The organism is Sphaerochaeta sp. PS (genome assembly GCF_032144095.1).
GTDB lineage: Bacteria > Spirochaetota > Spirochaetia > Sphaerochaetales > Sphaerochaetaceae > Sphaerochaeta.
Genome location: NZ_JAVSNJ010000002.1, coordinates 354444 through 373811, shown reverse-complemented (window position 1 = coordinate 373811; position 19368 = coordinate 354444). Strand labels below are relative to the sequence as shown.

At 51.8% G+C, this 19368-nt stretch carries 18 protein-coding genes; 11 read left to right on the top strand and 7 right to left on the bottom strand.

The genetic code is table 11. The features are described 5' to 3' along the window. The first annotated feature begins 132 nt into the window (after positions 1–132). On the top strand, positions 133–597 hold the full coding sequence (locus ROJ03_RS04225; protein WP_313725744.1) for a hypothetical protein: 465 nt from the start codon (positions 133–135) through the stop codon (positions 595–597). A gap of 79 nt (positions 598–676) precedes the next feature. Here ROJ03_RS04225 and ROJ03_RS04220 read toward each other — a convergent pair whose 3' ends face one another. Continuing rightward, positions 677–1174, bottom strand: coding sequence for a hypothetical protein (locus ROJ03_RS04220; protein ID WP_313725743.1), 498 nt, complete (start codon positions 1172–1174; stop codon positions 677–679). Positions 1175–1322: 148 nt separating this feature from the next. On the opposite strand from ROJ03_RS04220, the gene ROJ03_RS04215 reads away from it, so the two are divergent. The 3 genes from ROJ03_RS04215 to ROJ03_RS04205 all read left to right on the top strand — a co-directional run bounded on the left by ROJ03_RS04215 (position 1323) and on the right by ROJ03_RS04205 (position 4715). Continuing rightward, the gene (locus ROJ03_RS04215; protein ID WP_313725742.1) at positions 1323–2237 is read left to right on the top strand and encodes a helix-turn-helix transcriptional regulator; all 915 of its coding nucleotides are present in this window, start codon (positions 1323–1325) and stop codon (positions 2235–2237) included. Between the two features lie 94 nt (positions 2238–2331). Next, complete coding sequence (locus ROJ03_RS04210; protein WP_313725741.1) at positions 2332–3414, top strand: alpha/beta hydrolase; 1083 nt, start codon at positions 2332–2334, stop codon at positions 3412–3414. An 86-nt stretch (positions 3415–3500) separates the two neighbouring features. After that, positions 3501–4715 (top strand): FprA family A-type flavoprotein, encoded by a 1215-nt coding sequence (locus ROJ03_RS04205; RefSeq protein WP_313725740.1) that lies wholly within the window; start codon positions 3501–3503, stop codon positions 4713–4715. A 102-nt stretch (positions 4716–4817) separates the two neighbouring features. Here ROJ03_RS04205 and ROJ03_RS04200 read toward each other — a convergent pair whose 3' ends face one another. The 3 genes from ROJ03_RS04200 to ROJ03_RS04190 are packed head-to-tail and all read right to left on the bottom strand — an operon-like array spanning position 4818 to position 8256. Continuing rightward, positions 4818–6779, bottom strand: a complete 1962-nt coding sequence (locus tag ROJ03_RS04200; RefSeq protein WP_313725739.1) for a TRAP transporter permease — start codon at positions 6777–6779, stop codon at positions 4818–4820. Continuing rightward, positions 6752–7264 carry a DUF1850 domain-containing protein gene (locus ROJ03_RS04195; RefSeq protein WP_313725738.1) on the bottom strand — a complete coding sequence of 171 codons (513 nt, stop codon included), beginning with the start codon at positions 7262–7264 and terminating at the stop codon, positions 6752–6754. The genes ROJ03_RS04200 and ROJ03_RS04195 overlap by 28 nt, the downstream gene beginning before the upstream one ends. Positions 7265–7269: 5 nt before the next feature. After that, entirely contained in the window at positions 7270–8256 is a 987-nt protein-coding gene (locus ROJ03_RS04190; RefSeq protein WP_313725737.1) for a TAXI family TRAP transporter solute-binding subunit, read from the bottom strand. Positions 8257–8490: 234 nt separating this feature from the next. Between ROJ03_RS04190 and ROJ03_RS04185 the strand changes: the two genes are divergently transcribed. Next, positions 8491–9393, top strand: a complete 903-nt coding sequence (locus ROJ03_RS04185) for a prenyltransferase (protein WP_313725736.1) — start codon at positions 8491–8493, stop codon at positions 9391–9393. On the opposite strand, the gene ROJ03_RS04180 is transcribed toward ROJ03_RS04185, so the two are convergent. Next, a complete protein-coding gene (locus tag ROJ03_RS04180; RefSeq protein WP_313725735.1) occupies positions 9385–10611 on the bottom strand; it encodes an MFS transporter in 1227 nt (408 codons plus the stop codon). The two genes, ROJ03_RS04185 and ROJ03_RS04180, sit on opposite strands and share 9 nt — an antisense overlap. 145 nt (positions 10612–10756) lie before the next feature. Further along, positions 10757–11458 (bottom strand): FadR/GntR family transcriptional regulator, encoded by a 702-nt coding sequence (locus ROJ03_RS04175; protein WP_313725734.1) that lies wholly within the window; start codon positions 11456–11458, stop codon positions 10757–10759. Between the two features lie 157 nt (positions 11459–11615). Between ROJ03_RS04175 and ROJ03_RS04170 the strand changes: the two genes are divergently transcribed. From ROJ03_RS04170 to ROJ03_RS04145, 6 genes are all read left to right on the top strand, one after another. Then, complete coding sequence (locus ROJ03_RS04170; RefSeq protein ID WP_313725733.1) at positions 11616–12626, top strand: TRAP transporter substrate-binding protein; 1011 nt, start codon at positions 11616–11618, stop codon at positions 12624–12626. Positions 12627–12711: 85 nt separating this feature from the next. Next, positions 12712–13215 (top strand): TRAP transporter small permease, encoded by a 504-nt coding sequence (locus ROJ03_RS04165; RefSeq protein ID WP_313725732.1) that lies wholly within the window; start codon positions 12712–12714, stop codon positions 13213–13215. Then, a complete protein-coding gene (locus ROJ03_RS04160; protein ID WP_313725731.1) occupies positions 13212–14483 on the top strand; it encodes a TRAP transporter large permease in 1272 nt (423 codons plus the stop codon). Before ROJ03_RS04165 ends, ROJ03_RS04160 begins: the two co-directional genes overlap by 4 nt. 36 nt (positions 14484–14519) lie before the next feature. Then, complete coding sequence (locus ROJ03_RS04155; RefSeq protein WP_313725730.1) at positions 14520–15350, top strand: SDR family oxidoreductase; 831 nt, start codon at positions 14520–14522, stop codon at positions 15348–15350. Continuing rightward, positions 15344–16222, top strand: coding sequence for a dihydrodipicolinate synthase family protein (locus tag ROJ03_RS04150; RefSeq protein WP_313725729.1), 879 nt, complete (start codon positions 15344–15346; stop codon positions 16220–16222). The genes ROJ03_RS04155 and ROJ03_RS04150 overlap by 7 nt, the downstream gene beginning before the upstream one ends. Before the next feature lie 62 nt (positions 16223–16284). Next, positions 16285–17052: an SDR family oxidoreductase gene (locus tag ROJ03_RS04145; protein WP_313725728.1), complete on the top strand. Its 768-nt coding sequence runs from the start codon at positions 16285–16287 to the stop codon at positions 17050–17052. Here ROJ03_RS04145 and ROJ03_RS04140 read toward each other — a convergent pair. Continuing rightward, positions 17049–19184 (bottom strand): UvrD-helicase domain-containing protein, encoded by a 2136-nt coding sequence (locus tag ROJ03_RS04140; protein WP_313725727.1) that lies wholly within the window; start codon positions 19182–19184, stop codon positions 17049–17051. The two genes, ROJ03_RS04145 and ROJ03_RS04140, sit on opposite strands and share 4 nt — an antisense overlap. Positions 19185–19368 lie beyond the last annotated feature (184 nt).

The following is a 19368-nucleotide window of genomic DNA, read 5'->3' as shown; positions in this document are numbered from 1 at the left end:
ATATTGTTCTTGTAAAACAAAATGATTGTGGAATGGATGGGGATGGAGTATCATTTGACGAAGAGAGGCTACCCAGCGCCTCCCCATGGTTATATGGTTTTTCAAAAATGTAATCTGTAATAAGGAGTAGTGATGAACACGCGTCAAGAGAAAGAGAAATTGCAGAAATACACCATTGCCTATCTCATAGCGATGGTTGTTGTTTTCGTCGTTGTCCTCATCGGGGTACGAAGTGCAGGCCTAAAAACAGTTGCACTCATCGCTACTGTCGTACTCTTTGCTGCCCTTATTTTCCTGCAATGGAGAAAAACAGGGGAGAAGGTTGCTGTTGCGGAACAAACTCCTCCTAAGGTCGAGAACCCTCCCCTTGCCAAGACAAAGGAAGAGCCTAAGGCAGAGACAAAAACCCATAAGACAGAGAAGGAACCTGTTACCGACATCGCAACCAAGACAGGAGCGGTATGCATGGAGCCTGGCCAGTACCACTGCAGCAAACACCCCCATAGGACAGCGACAATGGAAGAAGGGAAGCGATTCCCTCCCTGCCGCGGTGACAAGAAAGGGCATTCTGCCATTTGGCTGCTTGATGAAGAGTAGGATGTGACTCACTACGGAGCTTATGATAGGTGAAAGGAACCAACAACATGGTTCCTTTCCTTTTTCCATCCTTCCTGATTCAGAATCTCATGGTGCTGACTTCACAGACCATTCCATGAGGAGCCCTCAGGCTAATTGCCACGGTGCCTGAGGCATCATAGCCAAGGATTTTGATACAATAGATCCCTTTTTCCAGATGGTAGGTGTTTTCCGATGATCCCAGATGCTGTGCAATGCGTATGAGCCGCTTGGTTTCCGTCTCTACCATCACCACCTCAAATGGCCCTTGGGGGCTGATGATCGACAGTCCAATATGCAAGGAGCCTGCCTGTTGTACTTTGACAGTCCATAAGGTCTCCTTGCCAAAGAAACGGGAAAAGCGAAGCGTTGCACTGTTGGGCAACACAGTTCCCTCCCTCCTGCTGAAGGTATAGCTGTCTCCTGCCTGAGTTATCCACTGGGTATCGTTGAGTTGTTCTCTCTCATAGCCTTGCCTGTAGCCACAGATGTTCAGCGAACATGACATCATGGTCAGAAATGCAAAAGCCACTATATAGGCCCTTCCTCTGTTCTTCATCAATTTTTCTCTCCTTCCCGTACTTGGTGTATGGTGTAGGCCCAACGTATTGCATCGTACGGGTTGGAGCTATACGACAGAGTTCGTAGAGGATAAAAATACGAAAGAATTCTTGCTTGCATGAGCTTGAGGATGATAAAATCAACGAGTGAAACACTTCATCCTTCTAGCCTACATACTCATATTCTCAACAGGGTTTGCTGCCATCATTGGCCTTGTGGTTTTGTCGGTGAGGGTGGTGGGTAACTTTTCCAGAAGGTTGCTTATCCTTCAGTCCCTCTTTGTCGGAAACCTTGGCCTTGTTGCCCTCTACTACTATCTTGAACAGGTCCTTGACCTGGTAGGTCCTTCTTCATCCCTTGGCTTAGGGTTCTCCCTGGTGGCCTCACTATTGAACATAGCCCTCTACGGCAGCATCATATTTTTGCTTGGAGTGCCGGAATTGAAAAAGAGCAAGCCACAGGTTTTTGCAAAAATCGGATCAGAGGTGACGATGGCGCTTATGTTTCTTTCCATGCTTGTGCAGATTCCCTTTGGCCTTTCTTCCCCGTTGTTGTTGCGCCAAGCCATCTACCTCTCTGTTGCATGGACCATGGTCTGCCTGGGCCTTGCTCTCATCAGAACTCCACTTGCAAACTTCCATGCCTCATACAGGTTGTTGGTATATGGCATAGGGTGGTGTACCCTCAGCTTTGTCCCCTTGAGCTTGGTGGAATACCTGATTATGCTCACTGGTACCAAGAGTTTCCACCCACTCTCCTTGGAGTACCTTTTCTATTTGGGGTGCAATGTGGTGATTGTGTTGGCTTCCCTCAAGGCCCTGAAAAAATCTCCCTCTTCCCAGGATTCCTTTGGCATCTATACAGAGAACCAGGGAAAGCGATTCTCCCTCACCAAACGTGAGGTAGAGATGGCAAACCTCATCGCCCAAGGAAAGACCAACAAGGAGATAGCCTCTTGCCTCGGAATCTCGGAGGCGACGGTACGGACCCACATCTACAACCTTTTCCAAAAAGTCGGGGCATCAAGCAGGATAGAACTGCTGAATCTGCTGCATGACTGAATTCTACGAAAAGATACTGAGCAAACTACGATAGGTTTCCGATTGGGCCTGACGATATTCCCTGTCACACTCTCCTCATCGTAAGGAGTTTCACATGCACAATGGTATCTATCGTCTGATTGTTTCCCTCTGTATTTCATTTGCATTCCTATTTGTCTCGTGCACACATACCTCACCCATCAAGGATTTCGATGGAAAGCCTCTCGCATTGGAAGTGGACATGCGCAGGAAGCTTGAACTAAACGGGTGCAAACAATGGATTTACGCCGCGGGAGTGGATGAGGATAATCCTGTCATTCTTTGGCTTGACGGAGGTCCAGGAGGTTCGGAACTCTCCTGGGTCCGCACATACCTTGGCCCTTTGCACAAAAGTTTCACCATCGTCTGTTGGGACCAGCGGGGGACTGCTGGGAGTTTCCATGCAAATACGGCATCCTTAACAGTAGAGCAATATGTTCTTGATGTTATCGCTCTCTCTGAGATGCTGGCAAGGGAGTTTGGGCAAGAGAAGATCTATCTAGTTGGGCACTCATGGGGCTCTGTGATCGGGCTACTTGCAGCACAGAGAAGGCCCGATCTCTTCTACGCATACATTGCAGCGGCTCAGCATGTCAATTCAATTGAGAATGATGGTATTGGGTGGCAAATGATACTTGACGGTGCAAGGCGAGAAGGTGATTTGAAAACAGTAGGTAGGATGGAGAAACTGGGGCCCCCTCCCTATACGAAGCAGTTGAAGGATGGCTCTGTGGTTCCTGATGGGGATTCCTACTACCAGGTGCTGAAAAGACTCTACCATTACAGCCCAGCAGCCCCCTCAGACGGCTCTTTCAGTTCAACAAAGATGTTTCTTGCCTCTGAGCACTCCCTTGGCTCAAGGATCAACCTGGCAAGAGGGTTGTTGAGAGGTGTAAAACTCGTCTATCCACAACTTGCGTTCCTTGATATGGAAGCAGAAGTGAAAAGCCTCGACTGCCCCCTGTTCCTCATCAATGCTCGCTATGATATGAGTTGTGTTGCATCCATCAGCGAGCGTTGGTTCCTCAAGGTGGAGGCTCCTCTCAAACAGATGGTATGGCTTGAGAACTCTGGCCATAACGGGGTGTTCACCGAAGCCGAGGCCTTCATTGCATTTCTCAACAGGGAGGTACGGCCTCTCAGCAACAAAATAGAGTAGTGCACAACCCTTTCCATGTTCTGAGATGTTCGCTATACTGTAGATAGTAAAGTGAAGTACTAAGATTTAGCAAGGAGGGAACCATTTTGCATACCATTCAATCAATAACAGAGCAACTCTACTGGGTTGGATCAAGTGACCGGCGCCTCGAGCGGTTTGAGAACCTATTTCCCATACCACAGGGTGTCTCCTTCAACTCCTACCTGTTTCTCGATACCAAGACAGCACTGCTTGACACCGTCGATTCGTCGGTAAGCCAGCAGTATCTTGAGAATGTGACCCATGCACTTGGTGGACGAAAGCTGGACTACCTGGTGATAAACCATATGGAGCCCGACCACTGTGCCAACATTGAGGAACTGGTCAGGCGGTATCCAGAGGTCCTTCTTGTCGGCAACAAGAAAACCTTCCAGTTCTTCAGGCAGTTCTACACCCTGGACATCGAGAAAAACCAGTATCTGGTCAATGAATGCGATATCCTTGACATAGGGAACCACAAGCTGCAGTTTTTCTTTGCCCCTATGGTCCATTGGCCTGAGGTTATGCTGACCTATGAGAAAACAGAGCAGATATTGTTTTCTGCTGATGCCTTCGGCACCTTTGGGGCCTTGGGGGGGAACATCTTTGCTGACGAGCTGGATTTTGATCGGTATTTCCTCGATGAGACGCGCCGTTACTATGCCAACATCATCGGCAAGTTCGGCGCCCAGGTACAGGCTGCCTTTTCCAAACTCCCCCTCTCCTCCATCTCCATGATCTGTCCCTTGCATGGACCCATCTGGAGAAAGGATATCCCCTATATCCTGGAGAAATACGAGAGGTGGTCCACCTACACACCCGAGAGGCAAGGCCTGGTGATAGCCTACGCCTCGATGTACGGCAACACCGAGTCAGCAGTGCAATACCTGGCCAAGCTGCTTTCCGAACGGGGCATCCACGATATACGGATGTTCGATGTATCCAGGACCCATCTCTCCTACATTGTCTCGGAGGTGTGGAAGAACAGCCACCTGGTGGTTGCTTCCCCCACATACAACATGCACCTCTACTCGGGCATGGCCAACCTGCTCGATGACCTGGTGGCCCTTGGACTGAAAAACAGGAAGTTTGCCATCATAGGCAACCACACCTGGGCAAGTGCTGCCAAGAAATCCATGGAGGAGACCCTCTCCTCTGTGAAGGGGGGAGAGGTCTTGGCTTCGATGGACATCAGGTCGAGCCTCAAGGAGGATGACTTGGCAGAGATCACCGCCATGGCCGATACCCTGGCAGCATCAATACTGGAAGGCAGGAAGAGCTGATAGGGAGCTCGAACAAGGAAAACAAAAAAAGCGTGCAATCCGACACCTGAGGATTGCACGCTATGCTTTTATTTCCCTGTCCAAGCTAGAACAGGGGCAATGTTACTGCAGGTATTCCACCTTTCTTTTTGAAAGGACCTTCTGGATCGCAAGGATTGCGACCAGAATGGCTATGCCCATCAGGTCCTGGTAGACATTTGCCGTGATGAGTAGCAGTGCCCCTGCCAGGCAGATGGCCCTTAGGGCGTTGTGCATCCTGGTGAACATGTAGCCCTCTGTCGCCATCCCGATCATGCAGACACCTATGATGGCAGTGATGGTGACCCTGAGGGCAACCGGCCATGTGGTGTCGATCAAGAGGAGGGCGGGGCTATAGATGAACATGTACGGGACGATGAAGCCAGCAAGCGACAGCTTCACCGATTGCAGGCCTGTCTTCATCGGGTCCCCTCCACTGATGCCTGCCGCAGCAAAGGACGCAAGGGCAACCGGTGGGGTTATGTTGGCAAACATGGCAAAGTAGAAGACAAACATGTGGGCAGCAAGGGGGGGTATCCCCAACTTGACCAGGGCAGGAGCTGCCATGGTGGCGGTTATGAGGTAGGCAGGGATGGAGGGAAGTCCCATACCCAGCACCATGCAGGTAACCATCGTCAAGATCAGCGTCAGCATGAGGTTTGCCCTGCCAAGCTGGATGATGGCATTGGCCATGTTCAGGCCAAAGCCAGTAAGGCTTACCACCCCTATGATGATACCCACCACAGCACAGGCCACGGCAACGGAGATCACCGAACGGGTGCCTTCTGCAAATGCATCGAGGATATCCCTGAAGCTCATGCGGGTGGTCTTGCGGAACATGCTGACTACGATGGTTGCCACTATCGCCCAGAAGGCCGAGAATATGACGGTGTTGCCACTGAAGAGCAGCATATAGAGCAGGAACAGGATGGGCAGCAAGAGATGGCCCCTCTCCTTCATGACCTGCCGCACCTTCGGCAACTCCTCTTTGGGGATGCCCTGGAGGTTGTTCTTGGAGGCACGAAGCTGGACCTGGACAATGATGCCAAGGTAGTAGAGAAGGGCAGGGATGGCAGCGCTGATGACAATGACCCCGTACTTGATGCCGAGCATCTCAGCCATGATGAAGGCGGCCGCTCCCATGATGGGGGGCAGAAGCTGCCCTCCGACAGATGCAGAGGCCTCGACCGAACCGGCAAATTCCTTGCTGTAACCGGTCTTTTTCATAAGGGGTATCGTAAAGGCTCCGGTGGTAACCACATTGGCCACAGCTGAGCCGTTGATGGACCCCAAAAAACCGGAGGCGATGACGGCGACCTTTGCAGGGCCGCCCTTGCTGCTTCCGGCAAAAGCCAGGGCCAGGTCGTTGAAGAACTTTCCCATGCCGGACTTGTTCATGACGCTGCCGAAGAGGATGAAGAGGAATATGTACGAGGCGGCCACATCGACAGAGGTGCCGTAGATACCCTCTGTGTTGATGAAGATGTGGTTGACCAGCTTGCTCCAGTTGTAGCCTCTGTGCATCAGGATTCCCGGAAGGCTTCTTCCGATGAGCCCGTAGAGGATGAAGAGCAAGCTCAGGATGACCAGTGGCCATCCCGAGATCCTTCGTGAGGCCTCAAGCACCAGGATGATGAGAAGGGTGCCCATGATGACATCCATACGGTTGGGACTGCCCATGCGGCCGAGGAAATGGATGTAGTCGGTCCAGACGTAGGCTGCGACAGCCAGGGAGAGCAGGGCAAAGACCACATCGTACCATACCATCTTGCTCCTGCTTGCGCTCTTGTGGGAGGGGTAGAGGAAGAAGGTCATGAACAGCATCATTGCCACATGGAGGGAACGATGGAGGTGGGTAGCCGGATATCCGATGAAGGAGGTGATGAAATGGTAGAGGGCTATGCCAATGGCAGCATAGTAGATGCCTTGCTGCAGGTATGGCAGGTCGAATTTTTTTACCTTTGAGTCCCTGTCAAATTTTTCCAACAGCTCCTGTTGGTGAGTGGTTAACTGGCTCGTCATCTGGTCAGGGGAAATCTTGGACATAGTGCGCGTTTTCCTTGTATGGTAAGTTCTAGTTTCTCGTGATGGGGGAGCTCTGGGCCCCGGATAAGAATGCTGTCATTAAGGGTGATGGAGACGAGGGCTGTCTGCGAATGGATCCAGGAGAACTTCTCGAATTTCTCGCCGATGTCGCTCATTACCACCATTCCGTCCTCAAAGGATACTGTTCCTTTGTCCTCTGGGATTCCTGCCCCGAACCCCGCGACCCTGATGGTATGCAGGATAACGGTGTTGTCATCCTCTATGGTGTACTCCTCGATCCAGGGAATATGTTCAAAGGAGTGGATCCAGTTGAAGGTCAGCCTGTCATGGGCCTTGACTTCCTTTTCCAGATAGATGACACCACTGTCCTGGTGTGAGAGGACAAGGACCTTTGTGTCGACAACAGCAGAGAGGCAGAAGAGACATATCGTCCCCACCACGATGGTGAGGACGATACCTAGGATTATACGGGTACGGTTTGCCATACCGCTTATTTGATGCCTGCTTCCTTATAGTACTTTGCAGCACCTTCATGCATGGGGATGTCTACCCCAAGATGGGAGTTGGCCAACGAGATATGTTGCTTGGCCGTTGCGTGGGAGGCCTGGATATCCCCGATGTTCTCGAAGATTCCTTTGGTAAGGTCGTAGGCAACGTCAGAAGGGAGGTTTGCATTGACGATCATGATGTTCATGACAGTCGCGGTGGAGACATCAGTCTTGGTATTGTAGACATCGGCAGGGATGGTGGCCTGTACGAAGTAGGGATACTTCCTGATCAGGTTGGCAAGCCCCTCCCCTTCGATGGGGATGATGACGATCTGGGCTGAGGTTCCCAACTCCATGATGGTTGCGTTGGGGATGCCGCTGGTTACGAAGACTGCATCCACAAGGTTGTTCTTCAGCTGCCCGATGGCCTCACCATAGTTGAGGTAGTCGATCTTGCTGTCCTCGTACTTCATGTTATGGGCCTCATACATCATGCGTGCATTGAGTTCCACCCCTGAGTTCGGGGCTCCGACACCAACACGCTTGCCTTTCAGGTCGGTGAACTTGGTGATTCCGGTCTTGGTGGTGGTTATCAGCTGTACATAGTTGGGGTAGAGTCCTGTAAGGGCCCTGAGCTCTGATGCGGGGGCCTTGCCCTCATAGGCACCGGTGCCGGTATAGGCCTGGGCAACCGCGTCACTCATGGCAATGGCCATCTCAGCCCCGCCCTCACGGATGAGGGTGATGTTCTCGGCCGATGCTCCTGTGGCCTGGGCTGATGACTTGTAGCCAAGCTTGTTCTGGAAGAGTGAGGAGAAGGCTCCTCCGATGGGGTAGTAGAGGCCGCTGGTAGGTCCGGTAGCCACTGTTATGAAATGTTTGCTTCGGTCAAGCCCGGTACTTTGGGAAGTCTCTGCCTGTGCCCCAGCAAATAGGGTAGTCATGGTAATGAGCAATATGAGAGCGAGCAAGAGTGTGTTTTTACGCATAGTTCTGTGTTCTCCTGTATGTAGATAATTGCAGTGAGGAAAGTTCTGCTTACTTGTTCTCTGGTTTTTCAAGCATACCATAAGCATGTATGCCCAATCCCTTTCGGGGTAGTATAGAGGATGCATACAGGTTGCATCAATATGCAATAAGTCGATTATAGGGAAGTTTAGGAAAATTCACACAATTTGCGCAGCTATATAGAAAAATACTGTCTAAAAGTGGTAGTGTTGGGTATGACATTCAACCAATTTTTACGAATTGTAGAGATTCGTACCAAGATTATCAGCATGGGTACCTTCGCCGCAGGGACTCTCTATGCCCTATATGTGATGGGAAACCTCAACTACCTGGTTATGGTCCTGATGGGGTTCGCCACCCTGTTTGTGGACATGGGGACCACCGGTTTCAACAGCTATTTTGATTACCGCAACGGGACGGACAACCATGAGATCGAGTGTGAGGACGACAAGGTGCTGGTCCATCAGGGGGTCTCTCCCCTCTGGGCCCTCCTGGTCAGCCTGATGCTGTTCGGCATGGCAGGGGTGCTGGGCCTTGTGCTTGCCTACCTGACCAGCTGGAAGCTCATCGTCGTCGGAGGGGTCTGCATGCTGGTGGGCTTTGCCTATACCGGCGGTCCCTTGCCTATCTCCAGGACCCCATTCGGAGAGGTGTTTGCAGGGTTTTTCCTGGGTACCACCCTGTTTGTCCTATCGTTCTATGTGCAGGCGAAGAGTGTAGTGGTGGAAGCTCTCCTTGCATCACTGCCTTTCCTCATCCTGGTGGGAATGATCCTTTCGGTAAACAACTGCTGCGATCTCATCCGGGACAAGGCAGCAGGAAGGAAGACCCTGACCATCGTGCTTGGCAGGTATGGGGTAGTTCCCCTGTTGGCAATAGAGATCCTGTTGGCTTTCGGCCTTGTCCTTCTGCTCTCTTTTCTTGGAGTCTACCCCCTGTTGCAGCTTCCCTTCCTTGCTCTCTCTGCCATCTTTGCTGCAGTTGAGTTCAGGACCATGGTGAAGCGAGGGTTCGCCTTACAGACAAAACAGGTACAGATGGCATCGATAGGGAAGATCTACCTGGTCTTCTGTCTCTGTTTTTCCCTGGGACTGCTTGTGACCCACCTGCTAGGCTAAAGCTTCTTCTTGCCGTATCGGCTTCTTGATGGTCATGGCGTAGAAGGTGTTCATCAGGCCCAGGAAGCCGGAGAGGGTAAAGAGGACCTCGATGCCAAGCTTCTCCCAGATCAGGCCCCCAAGCAGGGCAATGATGACACTGATGAGGTGGTTGACCGAAATTCCTGTGGTGAGGGTAGCTGTGGTCTCCTCAGGGGATGTGGAGAGGTCCTGCACGTAGACGTTGGAAGCCATGCTCGCCAGCGAGATGATCGAGTCGAGCACAAAGTTTACGCAAACTACGATGAAGGCGATATCCTTGGGAAAGATGCGGTGGGCAAAGCCATAGAAGAAGCAGACCACCATGAGGATCAGCGTATCCCCTACCATGATGGTCTTGTACCCCAGATGGTCGATCAAGCGCCCGATCAGAGGGGAGAATACCATGCCAAAGCCCGCACAGATGGCCAGCAGTAGGGCTATGACCGAGGTATCGGCGCCATAGTAGAGGATGAGCACATAGGGGGCGAAGGTAAGGAATATCTGCTTTCGGGCTCCGTAGAACACCTCCAGCATATAATATTTCGTGAATTTCTTGTTGAAGTAGATCCTGTTCCTCTTCACCGTCTTGCCCTGGTCCTTCATGGAAAGGGCGATGAGGAACGAGAGGAAAAGCAGGACCGCGGCTATGATGAAGACGGTCCTGAACCCCACCAGCGATCCTCTGGGAACCCCCAGGGAAGCAAACACGAGGAAGAGGGCGGTTACGATAAGGTAGCCTACGATGTTGCCCCCGTGGCTGATGGCTGAGGTGATGCCCAGCGAGGCCCCACCTTTGCCCGGCTTTGCATGTTTCATGGAGAGGGAGCTTTTCATCGGCATGACGATATGCTCGCCAGAACTGAAGATGACCATGCACAGGATGACCATGACCTTGGAGGTCCCCAAAAGCAGCAGGCCAACGACACCGGCAAGCATGATGGCCGTCCCTATCTTGAAGACCTTGGTCTCGCTGAACCGATACATGGCAGCTAGGATGAAGATCAGCATCAGCCCTGGCAGTTCCCTGAAGAATTCCACGATTCCCCGTTCGAACTTGGTGATCTTGATGATCTCTGCAAGGTAGTTGTCCTGAATGCCCCGATAGAAGCCGTAGGCCAGGCCGGAGAAGAGGATTACCAGCAGGAATGAGCGTACCTTGAGTTCCGGGCGGTAGATGGAGGGTTTTTTTGCTTGCATTGTTCTCGTCCTTGCTGGGTGGGGTAGGCAGACAGAAAAGCGTGGATAGCATGCTATGCAACGCTAGCACCGACTATGCAAGTAATTTGGTTGTAATGTCAATTGTTCTTGGTTATGTAGGAGAGACCAACCGTCGGTAGGTTCTTTATTTCTGACCTTCCAGTACCTTGTTGATGTCTGCAAGGGAACTTTCCAGGTGAGCCAACATGTATGTCGACGCCTTGTTGGGATTCCTCTCTTCAATGGCCTGGATTATGAGAGCATGCTCGCGAATGGTATTGTCGGAGTTCTTCTTCACGGAAATGGACTTGTAGCGATACTTGCGAAGGTCCCGGGCTGTCAGCACGTTGATCTTGTTCAGTAGGGGGTTGTGTGCCATTGCACAGATCTGGGTGTGGAACTGTTCATCAAGGTTTGCCAGGGCCGAAACGTTGTTGGTCTTGTTCTCCTCAACAAACTGGCGGTGGATCTCCTTCAGCGCCTCCAATTCCTCTTCAGTTCCCCGTTTGACAGCCATGGAGACCTGCAGCGACTCCAGGGCCTCCCTCACTTCGGTCGAGTCCTTGAGGTTTGGTGCAGACTCTATGAACCAGGTCCGGATGGTGTCGTAGTCGTGGCCCTGGTTGTCGAGCACAAAAGCTCCTTTGCCTGCAACAAGTTCAATGAACCCTTCCGACTGAAGGGAGCGCATCGCCTCCCGTACAGTGGAGCGGCTTACATTGAGCATTTCGCACAATTTGACTTCTGTAGGAAGTTTTGTGCCGATGGGGTATTTCCCTTCGATGATGGATTCCTTGATGGAGTCCATCACCTGGGTGGTTACGGGGATACGTTTTATCTCTTTCATGGTTGTCTGATGACAGACTACCACAAGAGAGGGGGAGAGTCAAAGTATAATTTTCCAACTACCTGGTAAAATAGAGGTTGACAACAAAAATATACGTGGTATGCTCAATATTGAGCGATGTCAGACAATCCTACATCGTACAATATTTGGAGGCTATATGAAAAAGACCATTCTGTTGTTAGTCGTGCTTATCCTAGGGGTGGCTTGCGCCTTTGCCCAAGGTTCATCCGAGAAGGCCGTAGCAGGGGACAAGCCTGTTACCCTGACCATCTACTCGCCTGGTAACGTCAATTCCGTCCCGACCAAAACCATCCTGAAATACAAGGAGCTGGTTGAGGCTGCTTCGAATGGGGCCATCAAGCTTACCGTCAACCATTCTGGCGAGCTTGGAAACGACGCTGAGGCCCTGCAGTCTACCCGCATGGGCACCATCGACATCATCTTTGCAGGAACCTCCGGGTTTACCAGCTTCTATGACAATGCAAAGATCCTTGACCTGCCTTTCCTCTTCAAGGATGCACACAGTGCATACCAGATCGTAAACAGTGCAATTGGCGAGCAGATCTTTGCTGACATGCCCTCTGTCGGACTTGTCTATCTTTCGGAAGGTGACAATGGCATGCGCCATATCGCGACCACAAAGAAAGCTATCGCTTCCGTTGAGGACGTAAAAGGCCTGAAGATCCGTGTCCCGACCAGCAAGATGTACCTTGATGTCTGGAGTGCCCTTGGTGCAACCCCTGTTGCCCTCTCCCTCAACGAGCTTGCCATCGCCCTTGCCAACGGCACTGCCGAGGCTCAGGACAATGCGACCTACCACCTGGTGGCCAATGCAACCTATGATGACATCAAGCATTACAGCTTCATCAACTACATGTGGATGGGATGCACCATGGCCATGAACGAAAAGTCATGGAACAAGCTGACAGCCGACCAGCAGAAGATCCTGAAGGAACAGGCCATTGTTGCTGCCAAGTACTCCTTCGACACCATTGAAGAGGACAATATCTCGGCAACCGCAGTACTGAAGAAGGCTGGAATCATCTTCAATGAGACACCCGATATCCAGAGCTTCAAGAACAAGCTCGGTGGTGCCCAGTACTACAAGCAGTATGCTTCAGAAAAGTGGTACAACCAGTCTATCGTGGATGCAATTCTCGCAAAATAACGTGTGTTGTGCAGGACGGGATGGCTAGCCATCCCGTCTGTCTGCCTATAACCCTAGGAATGTATTTGTTGAAAGGATACTCCCCATGAAATTTACCAAAAAGTTGCTGGATGCATTTGTTTCCCTGATATCCGTTCTTCTTATGTGTCTGGTCGCAGGAATAGTCCTGTTGATGCTCAATGAGCTGTTTCTCAGAAATATCTTGAACAAGTCGTTTAGGGGTATGACCGAACTTGCAGGATTCATGTTCCTTTGGATGGCGTTCCTTGGAATCATCGTCCTCGATGACCAGGGCCGTCTCATCGCCCTGGACATATTCTATCTGCAAACCAAGGGCAAAGCCCGAACGGGCCTCTGGTTTGTCCACAAGATAGTCGCTGCTTGCCTTGGAGTCGGCATGGTCGTGGCATTTGCCGGGCTCTACCCCTATGTAAGTACAGAATTCTACTCTTCCATGCCAAAGTTTGCCAAAGCCTGGCAGTACCTGCCCATGGCCATTGCTGGGGTATATCTTACCATCAAGGCAATCTATGACATTGTTGAACGGTTGCTTTCGAGATCAGATCTGCTTGCAAAGGAGTCCACATGATCATTTTTTTTGTGAGTTTTATCGTATTGCTGCTCATCGGGGCTCCCATAAGCATCTCCATTGGGGCAAGCGCAGTACTGGGTTGTATCAATCTGGGCTATCCCATCATGGTCATCGGCCAGAAGATGGTCAGTGGCATTGACTCCTTCCTTCTGATCGCAATTCCCCTGTTCATCCTTGCAGGGAACCTGATGAATGCAGGCAAGATTACCGAAAAGATCTTCGATTTTGCCAAACGGCTTGTTGGTTGGATCCCTGGCGGGCTAGGGCATGCAAACATCGTGGCAAGCCTCATCTTTGCAGGAATGAGCGGCAGCGCTGCCGCCGATGCTGGTGGTCTTGGCACCATCGAGATGGAAGCGATGACCACCAACGGCTATGACAAGGAGTTCTCCGCATCGGTCACTGCGGCATCGACAGTGATAGGGCCCATTTTCCCACCGAGCATCCCCTTGATCATCTACGGCTCTGTGGCGAGCGTAAGTGTTTCGCAGCTCTTTATGGGTGGTGTCCTTCCCGGCCTCCTCATGGCAGTGGCGTTGATGGTCCTTGTCCTGATATTTGCCGTAAAGAGAAAGTATCCCCGTTTCCCCTTTAGCCTCCGTCTGCTTTGGACCCAGTTTCTCCAGTCTATCCTCTCCATCATTACCCCCCTGATCATCCTCAGCGGCTTTGTGTTCGGCTGGTTTACTCCAACCGAAGCATCCAGTGTTGCTGTTGCCTATGCCCTGGTCATCGCCGTATTCGTCTACCGCACCCTCGATTGGAAGACCTTCAAGAAGTGCCTGTTGGAATCGGCCATCACCTCGGCCAATACGCTCTTCATCATCGGGACCTCCATGCTGTTCTCCTATGTCCTGATCAAGGAGGGGGTCTCCCTGCAGATTGCCAATTTCATATTGGGTATCAGCGACAACCCCTACCTGATCCTCTTGGTCATCAACGTCTTGTTGTTGGCCTTGGGAATGTTCATGGAGCCAGGTGCCATCCTGACTCTTATGCTTCCAGTCCTGCTTCCCATCGTGAAGGTCCTGGGTATCGACCTCGTCCATTTCGGCGTCGTGATGGTGCTTAACCTCATGATAGGGCAGGTTACCCCTCCCTTTGGTGTCTGCCTGTTCATCGTCAGTGACGTAGGCGAGGTTCCCCTTAACCGACTGTACAGGGGAATCCTCCCTTTCCTGATCCCTCTCTTGATCGTACTGGCCTTATGTACCTATGTTCCCCAGTTAGTAACCTGGTTACCCAACATGCTGTTGCATGGTTGACCCTAGGCTAAGATATTTTTTGATAAGGATAGAGTTATGAAAGATATGTTGTTTGATGTTTCGGAAAAGATAGTGGTCATTACCGGCGGCCTTGGGCAGATAGGTGCCGAGTTCGTCAAGGAGTTCCACAAACGAGGCTCCCATGTTGCAGTATTCTCCCGTAGTGCAAATGCCCAGAAGGCAGAGCAGATCCTGGGAAAGGAGCTTGCAAGCAGTAACCGGCTAGGCTTCTATGCCGTGGATATAACCAAGAAGGAATCCATCAACGAGGCCCTCGATTCCATAGAGAAGGTCTGGGGTGTAGCTGACGTGTTGATCAACAACGCGGGCATCGATACCCAACCCAGTGCCCCGCCGGAGGTATCCGGCCCCTTTGAGCAGTTTCCCCTGGAGGTATTCCGGGAGGTGGTTGAGACCAACCTTACCGGGACCTTCCTGATGACCCAGGCTGTAGGGGACCGTTTGGTGAAGGCCAAGAAACCTGGCTCCATCATCAACATAGGCTCGATCTACGGGATGGTCAGCCCCGTGCAGGATATCTATGCCTACAAGGAAGAGATGACCGGTATCCCCTTCATCAAGCCTGTGGCCTACTGTGCTGCCAAATCGGGTATCTACAACCTGACCAGGTACTGTGCAACCTACTGGGCCAAGAAAGGCATCCGCGTCAACACCTTCACCCCCTCCGGTGTCTGGAGAGAGACCCAGGACGAGCACTTCCATGCAAACTATCATGCCAGGATGCCGATGGGAAGGATGGCACAGGCAGATGAGTTCAACGGTTCCATGATCTTCCTTGCTTCCGATGCCTCCAAGTACATGACCGGTTCCAACCTTGTGGTTGACGGGGGATGGACAGCATGGTAAGCAAGAAAAGCGAAATATTTTCCGCCCTCATCACCCCCATGCATGAGAGTGGGAAGCTGAACCTGCCTGCCCTCAAGGCGTTGGTACGCCATGAGGTTGCCCATGGAGTGGAGGGGTTCTACTGCTGTGGGTCCTCCGGTGAGGGGTTGCTCCTCGATACCTCCGAACGGAAGGCTATCGTCGATACCCTTGCCCAGGAAATCGGGGGAAAGGTCCCCTTTATCGTCCATACAGGCTCCTTGAGCACAGGGGAGGCTATCGAGCTCTCCCTGCATGCCCAAGGTAGCGGTGCCCAGGCGGTCTCCCTCATCCCACCCATCTACTACCACTACTCTGAGGCCGAGGTACAGCACTACTATGAGGATGTGGCCAATGCGGTGGATCTGGGAGTGATCGTGTACAACATCCCCCAGTTTACCGGCATCTCGTTCTCGAAGAAGAATCCCTTGATGCAGAATCCGAAGATCGTCGGCATCAAGCATACCTCGGTCAATCTCTACGACCTAGAGCGGCTCTCCCAGGCATTCCCTGAGAAGACGCTCTACAATGGGTTTGATGAGATATGGCTCTTCAGTATGGCAGCGGGTGCCACCGCCACGATCGGCACCACCGTCAACGTCTGCCCCAAGCTGTTCATCGAGATCAGGAAGGCATTCCTTGCTGGTGACATGCCCAAGGCCCAGGCTTTGCAGCACAAGGTCAATGACTTCATCGAGGCCTTGGTAGCCCAGGGTATCTTTTCGGCAACCAAGTACTGCATGGAGCTTCAGGGTCTTGAGATAGGGCCCTGCAAGAAGCCCTTTGACAGGCTTACCGACGAGAAGCGGACGATCATACAATCAGCGTTGAAAAAGATAGAGAGTTACCTCTAGAGGGTAAATCTTGACCATGGGGGCTTCCTGTCGTAGGGTATACCCAACGACAGGAGGCTCCTATGCAGAAGAAGTTTGGTTCTGACCTACAGGGAAAAGTGGTACTGGTTACAGGCGCCAGCAAAGGTCTTGGCCGTGGGCTTGCAAAGATACTTGCCCAGGAAGGAGCGCGGGTTGCCATCGCCAGCCGTGACGAAAAGCAACTGGAGAGCCTTGCCCTGGAGATCCGCAATGATGGGGGCGTCTGTGCAACCTTTTCGCTCGACCTGAGGGATGTCGCTTCCATCTACAGCTGTGTTGCCGAAGTGGAAAAGCAGATGGGCCCCATCGAGGTGTTGGTCAACAATGCAGGAATGGGCAACCCCATCCCCGCAGAGCTGATCACCGAAGAGGATTGGGACTGGATGATGGACCTCAATCTCAAGGGCACATTCTTCTGCTGCCAAGCGGTTGGAAGGGAGATGCTCAAGCGCCAAAAGGGCAGGATCATCAACATCAGCAGCCAGGCTTCGGTAGTCGCCATCCCTGAAGAGGCTGTCTACTGTGCTTCCAAGGGTGGGCTCAACATGCTTACCAAGACCCTAGCCGTCGAGTGGTCGGGTAGGGGGGTGACGGTCAATGCTGTAGGACCCACCTTCATCCGAACCCCAGGGACAGCCGAGCGGCTTGATGACCCCGCCTTCCTGGCAGGGGTCCTTTCCAAGATACCTCGAGGGAGGGTTGCCACCATTGAGGATGTTGCCTCATCGGTCCTCTACCTCGCCTCCGATGGTGCAGACATGGTCACAGGAACCCTGTTGCTTGTTGACGGAGGGTGGACTGCCATCTAGCTGCAACTGTGTTCAAAACACGCTATCAGATCGTTGAAAGCCTGTATCTCACTCTTGGCTGGGATGAACAGGTTGAGATGGTCGAGTGCACGGGTTATTGACACATAGATCAGATTCCTGAGGATCTGCTCATTTGCTTTGGCATCATACTGGCTCTGCTGTCTTGGTTCAGAACCCAAACAGAGCAATACCACAGGGAAATCCAGGCCCTTGGCCGAATGCATGGTGCTCAGCCGAATGGCACCTCTATCCTCAAACCTGAAATCCTTGTCCAGGACCTCAGAAACCCTCCTCCCTTCTTTTGCCAAAGCTTCTTCTATTGCAGGAAAGTCCCCCTTTGATGGGGTCAGTATGCAGATGTTCTCAGCCTCATACTCCAACAAGGATGTAAAGAATGAGACCCTTTCTGCCAGTAGGTGCATCTGTTCCTTTTTGTTGGTGAAACGGAAGAGCTCTGGCATGGGGCCATCCCTGAAGGCCAATGCCATGGCATGTGGGCTTGTAGGCTCATCCTTGAGCCTGAAGGCTTGGGCAAAGCTATGGATCTGCACCGAATTCCTGAAATTTGTCCTCAGTACCTTGGCCCTTCCAACCACGTCCAGGCCCGATCGTGCAAAAGAGGACCCAACCTGGTAGATGGACTGCTTTTCATCGCCACAGAGGACCACACACCCTCTGCTCAGCTGTTTCAAGGCACGAAGCGCCCCGGCTCCCAGATCCTGGGCCTCATCGATGAAGAGTTGGTCATATTGCTGGCTCTCCTCAATACCCCGTTCGAGAACCATTTTCTGTAGCAGGAGCGGAATGTAGGTAAAGCAGAAGATGTTCTGCTCTTCCATCGACTGCACTACACCATCGCGTACCTCCCAGACCCGCTGCCGTTGTGCTCTCTTCAGGGGCTTCTTCATTCCCGTCCTATGTATGAGCTGCTCGACATATTCCTGGTAGGAAACGTCCTGTTTCAGAAGGAAGCAGTCGATCTCCTTCTCAAGATCTTCGGCACTCATCCCTTCATATGCATGGCTTTGGCAGAGGGCCTTGAGGATCTCTGTGCTAGGGGTGCAGCAAGGAGAGTATTGCTGAAGGCGTTCGAGCAGGAAGGCATCAACCGTGGTTATCTGGGGCTTTTCCTCAAAACCTGAAAGGATGGAAACCATATACCGGTTGAACTTCACCAAGGTATTGGTAAAGGTAAGAAGGGCTACCTTGGTACTCTTCTTGTCCTCACGATGTTTGAGCATTGCCTTTTCCATCGCCTTGATCAACACAAGGGATTTGCCAGTCCCGGCACTTCCCCTGATGAGGAAGTCACCATCCAGATGGATCTGGTCCAGGATTGATGCCTGCTCTGCCGTTAGGCGCAGCATGAGCTTCTCATAGGAGCCACGGGTTCTGGTGAAGACGGTCATGCGCCTCATCGTGTCAACATACTCCTGGGCTTTGCGTAGGTCCTTTAGCTTTTCTTGCATCTCCTTGATATGGGTTTGGGTTTCAAAGCGTTCAGTGCGCAGTTTTTCTATCTTTTTTGTACGCAAGACATTGCTCTGTTCCAACCTTGCAAGTTCTGCTTCATTGGTTTTCAGTGTTGTGGTAAGTTCCCATAGGGCCTGTTTGCTCTTGGTAAGTTCTTCCACTTGGCTTGCCAGGAGGAGATTGGTTTTTTTCTCGTAAGCGTAGAGGGTTTTCATCCGGTCAAATTCCTGGCAGAGGGAACCCAAGGGAATTCGCTGATCCCAGGCATCAAGATACTGGCGTATCCTTGAAAGTCTTTCCGTAGTTCCCAGTTCTGCAAGCTTGCAAAAGCACTCAAGCTCACATGTGGCCACTTGGGCGGTGGAATTCCCTGCAGGGGAGAAGCGGTGCCGTACCTCATTGGTCTCTATATGGGTGTGTTTCAGTTCTTTCATGGTAGCTATCTCAGGGATGTAGGACTGGGCATCATGGATACACTCCTCGATGAACTGAGAGACCAGTTCATTGAAGCCAATCTCTATGGTCGAAAGGTCATACCGAAGCCTAAGTGTCCCTTCGATAAATGCATGGACGGCAAGGGCGAAGATTGCAGGGTCTGTTCCTTGCAATGCCTCCAGCCTTGTGAGCTGGGAATCAACAAACTCAAGATCTGGTCTCATACATTCCTTCCTCATTACACCCTTCAGTGTAGGGCTGCCTCTTCGAAGAAGCAACCTAATTCATGGCTGAGGGTAAAGGAAGATATACGGGGAGGTAAGGATTCTCAGACAAAATAGAGGTACCACATCAGGGGTCTCTACCCCTTTATCTGGTACCTCTTGCAATGTCCTCTCTGTAAACTAA

Bases quoted from the DNA above. Each gene is read 5' to 3' on its own strand.
- ROJ03_RS04145 (WP_313725728.1), top strand. From the start codon at position 16,285: ATGCAGAAGAAGTTTGGTTCTGACCTACAGGGAAAAGTGGTACTGGTT.
- ROJ03_RS04200 (WP_313725739.1), bottom strand. From the start codon at position 6,779: ATGTCCAAGATTTCCCCTGACCAGATGACGAGCCAGTTAACCACTCAC.
- ROJ03_RS04195 (WP_313725738.1), bottom strand. From the start codon at position 7,264: ATGGCAAACCGTACCCGTATAATCCTAGGTATCGTCCTCACCATCGTG.
- ROJ03_RS04180 (WP_313725735.1), bottom strand. From the start codon at position 10,611: ATGCAAGCAAAAAAACCCTCCATCTACCGCCCGGAACTCAAGGTACGC.
- ROJ03_RS04220 (WP_313725743.1), bottom strand. From the start codon at position 1,174: ATGAAGAACAGAGGAAGGGCCTATATAGTGGCTTTTGCATTTCTGACC.
- ROJ03_RS04155 (WP_313725730.1), top strand. From the start codon at position 14,520: ATGAAAGATATGTTGTTTGATGTTTCGGAAAAGATAGTGGTCATTACC.
- ROJ03_RS04170 (WP_313725733.1), top strand. From the start codon at position 11,616: ATGAAAAAGACCATTCTGTTGTTAGTCGTGCTTATCCTAGGGGTGGCT.
- ROJ03_RS04190 (WP_313725737.1), bottom strand. From the start codon at position 8,256: ATGCGTAAAAACACACTCTTGCTCGCTCTCATATTGCTCATTACCATG.
- ROJ03_RS04210 (WP_313725741.1), top strand. From the start codon at position 2,332: ATGCACAATGGTATCTATCGTCTGATTGTTTCCCTCTGTATTTCATTT.
- ROJ03_RS04165 (WP_313725732.1), top strand. From the start codon at position 12,712: ATGAAATTTACCAAAAAGTTGCTGGATGCATTTGTTTCCCTGATATCC.
- ROJ03_RS04140 (WP_313725727.1), bottom strand. From the start codon at position 19,184: ATGAGACCAGATCTTGAGTTTGTTGATTCCCAGCTCACAAGGCTGGAG.
- ROJ03_RS04185 (WP_313725736.1), top strand. From the start codon at position 8,491: ATGACATTCAACCAATTTTTACGAATTGTAGAGATTCGTACCAAGATT.
- ROJ03_RS04225 (WP_313725744.1), top strand. From the start codon at position 133: ATGAACACGCGTCAAGAGAAAGAGAAATTGCAGAAATACACCATTGCC.
- ROJ03_RS04175 (WP_313725734.1), bottom strand. From the start codon at position 11,458: ATGAAAGAGATAAAACGTATCCCCGTAACCACCCAGGTGATGGACTCC.
- ROJ03_RS04160 (WP_313725731.1), top strand. From the start codon at position 13,212: ATGATCATTTTTTTTGTGAGTTTTATCGTATTGCTGCTCATCGGGGCT.
- ROJ03_RS04150 (WP_313725729.1), top strand. From the start codon at position 15,344: ATGGTAAGCAAGAAAAGCGAAATATTTTCCGCCCTCATCACCCCCATG.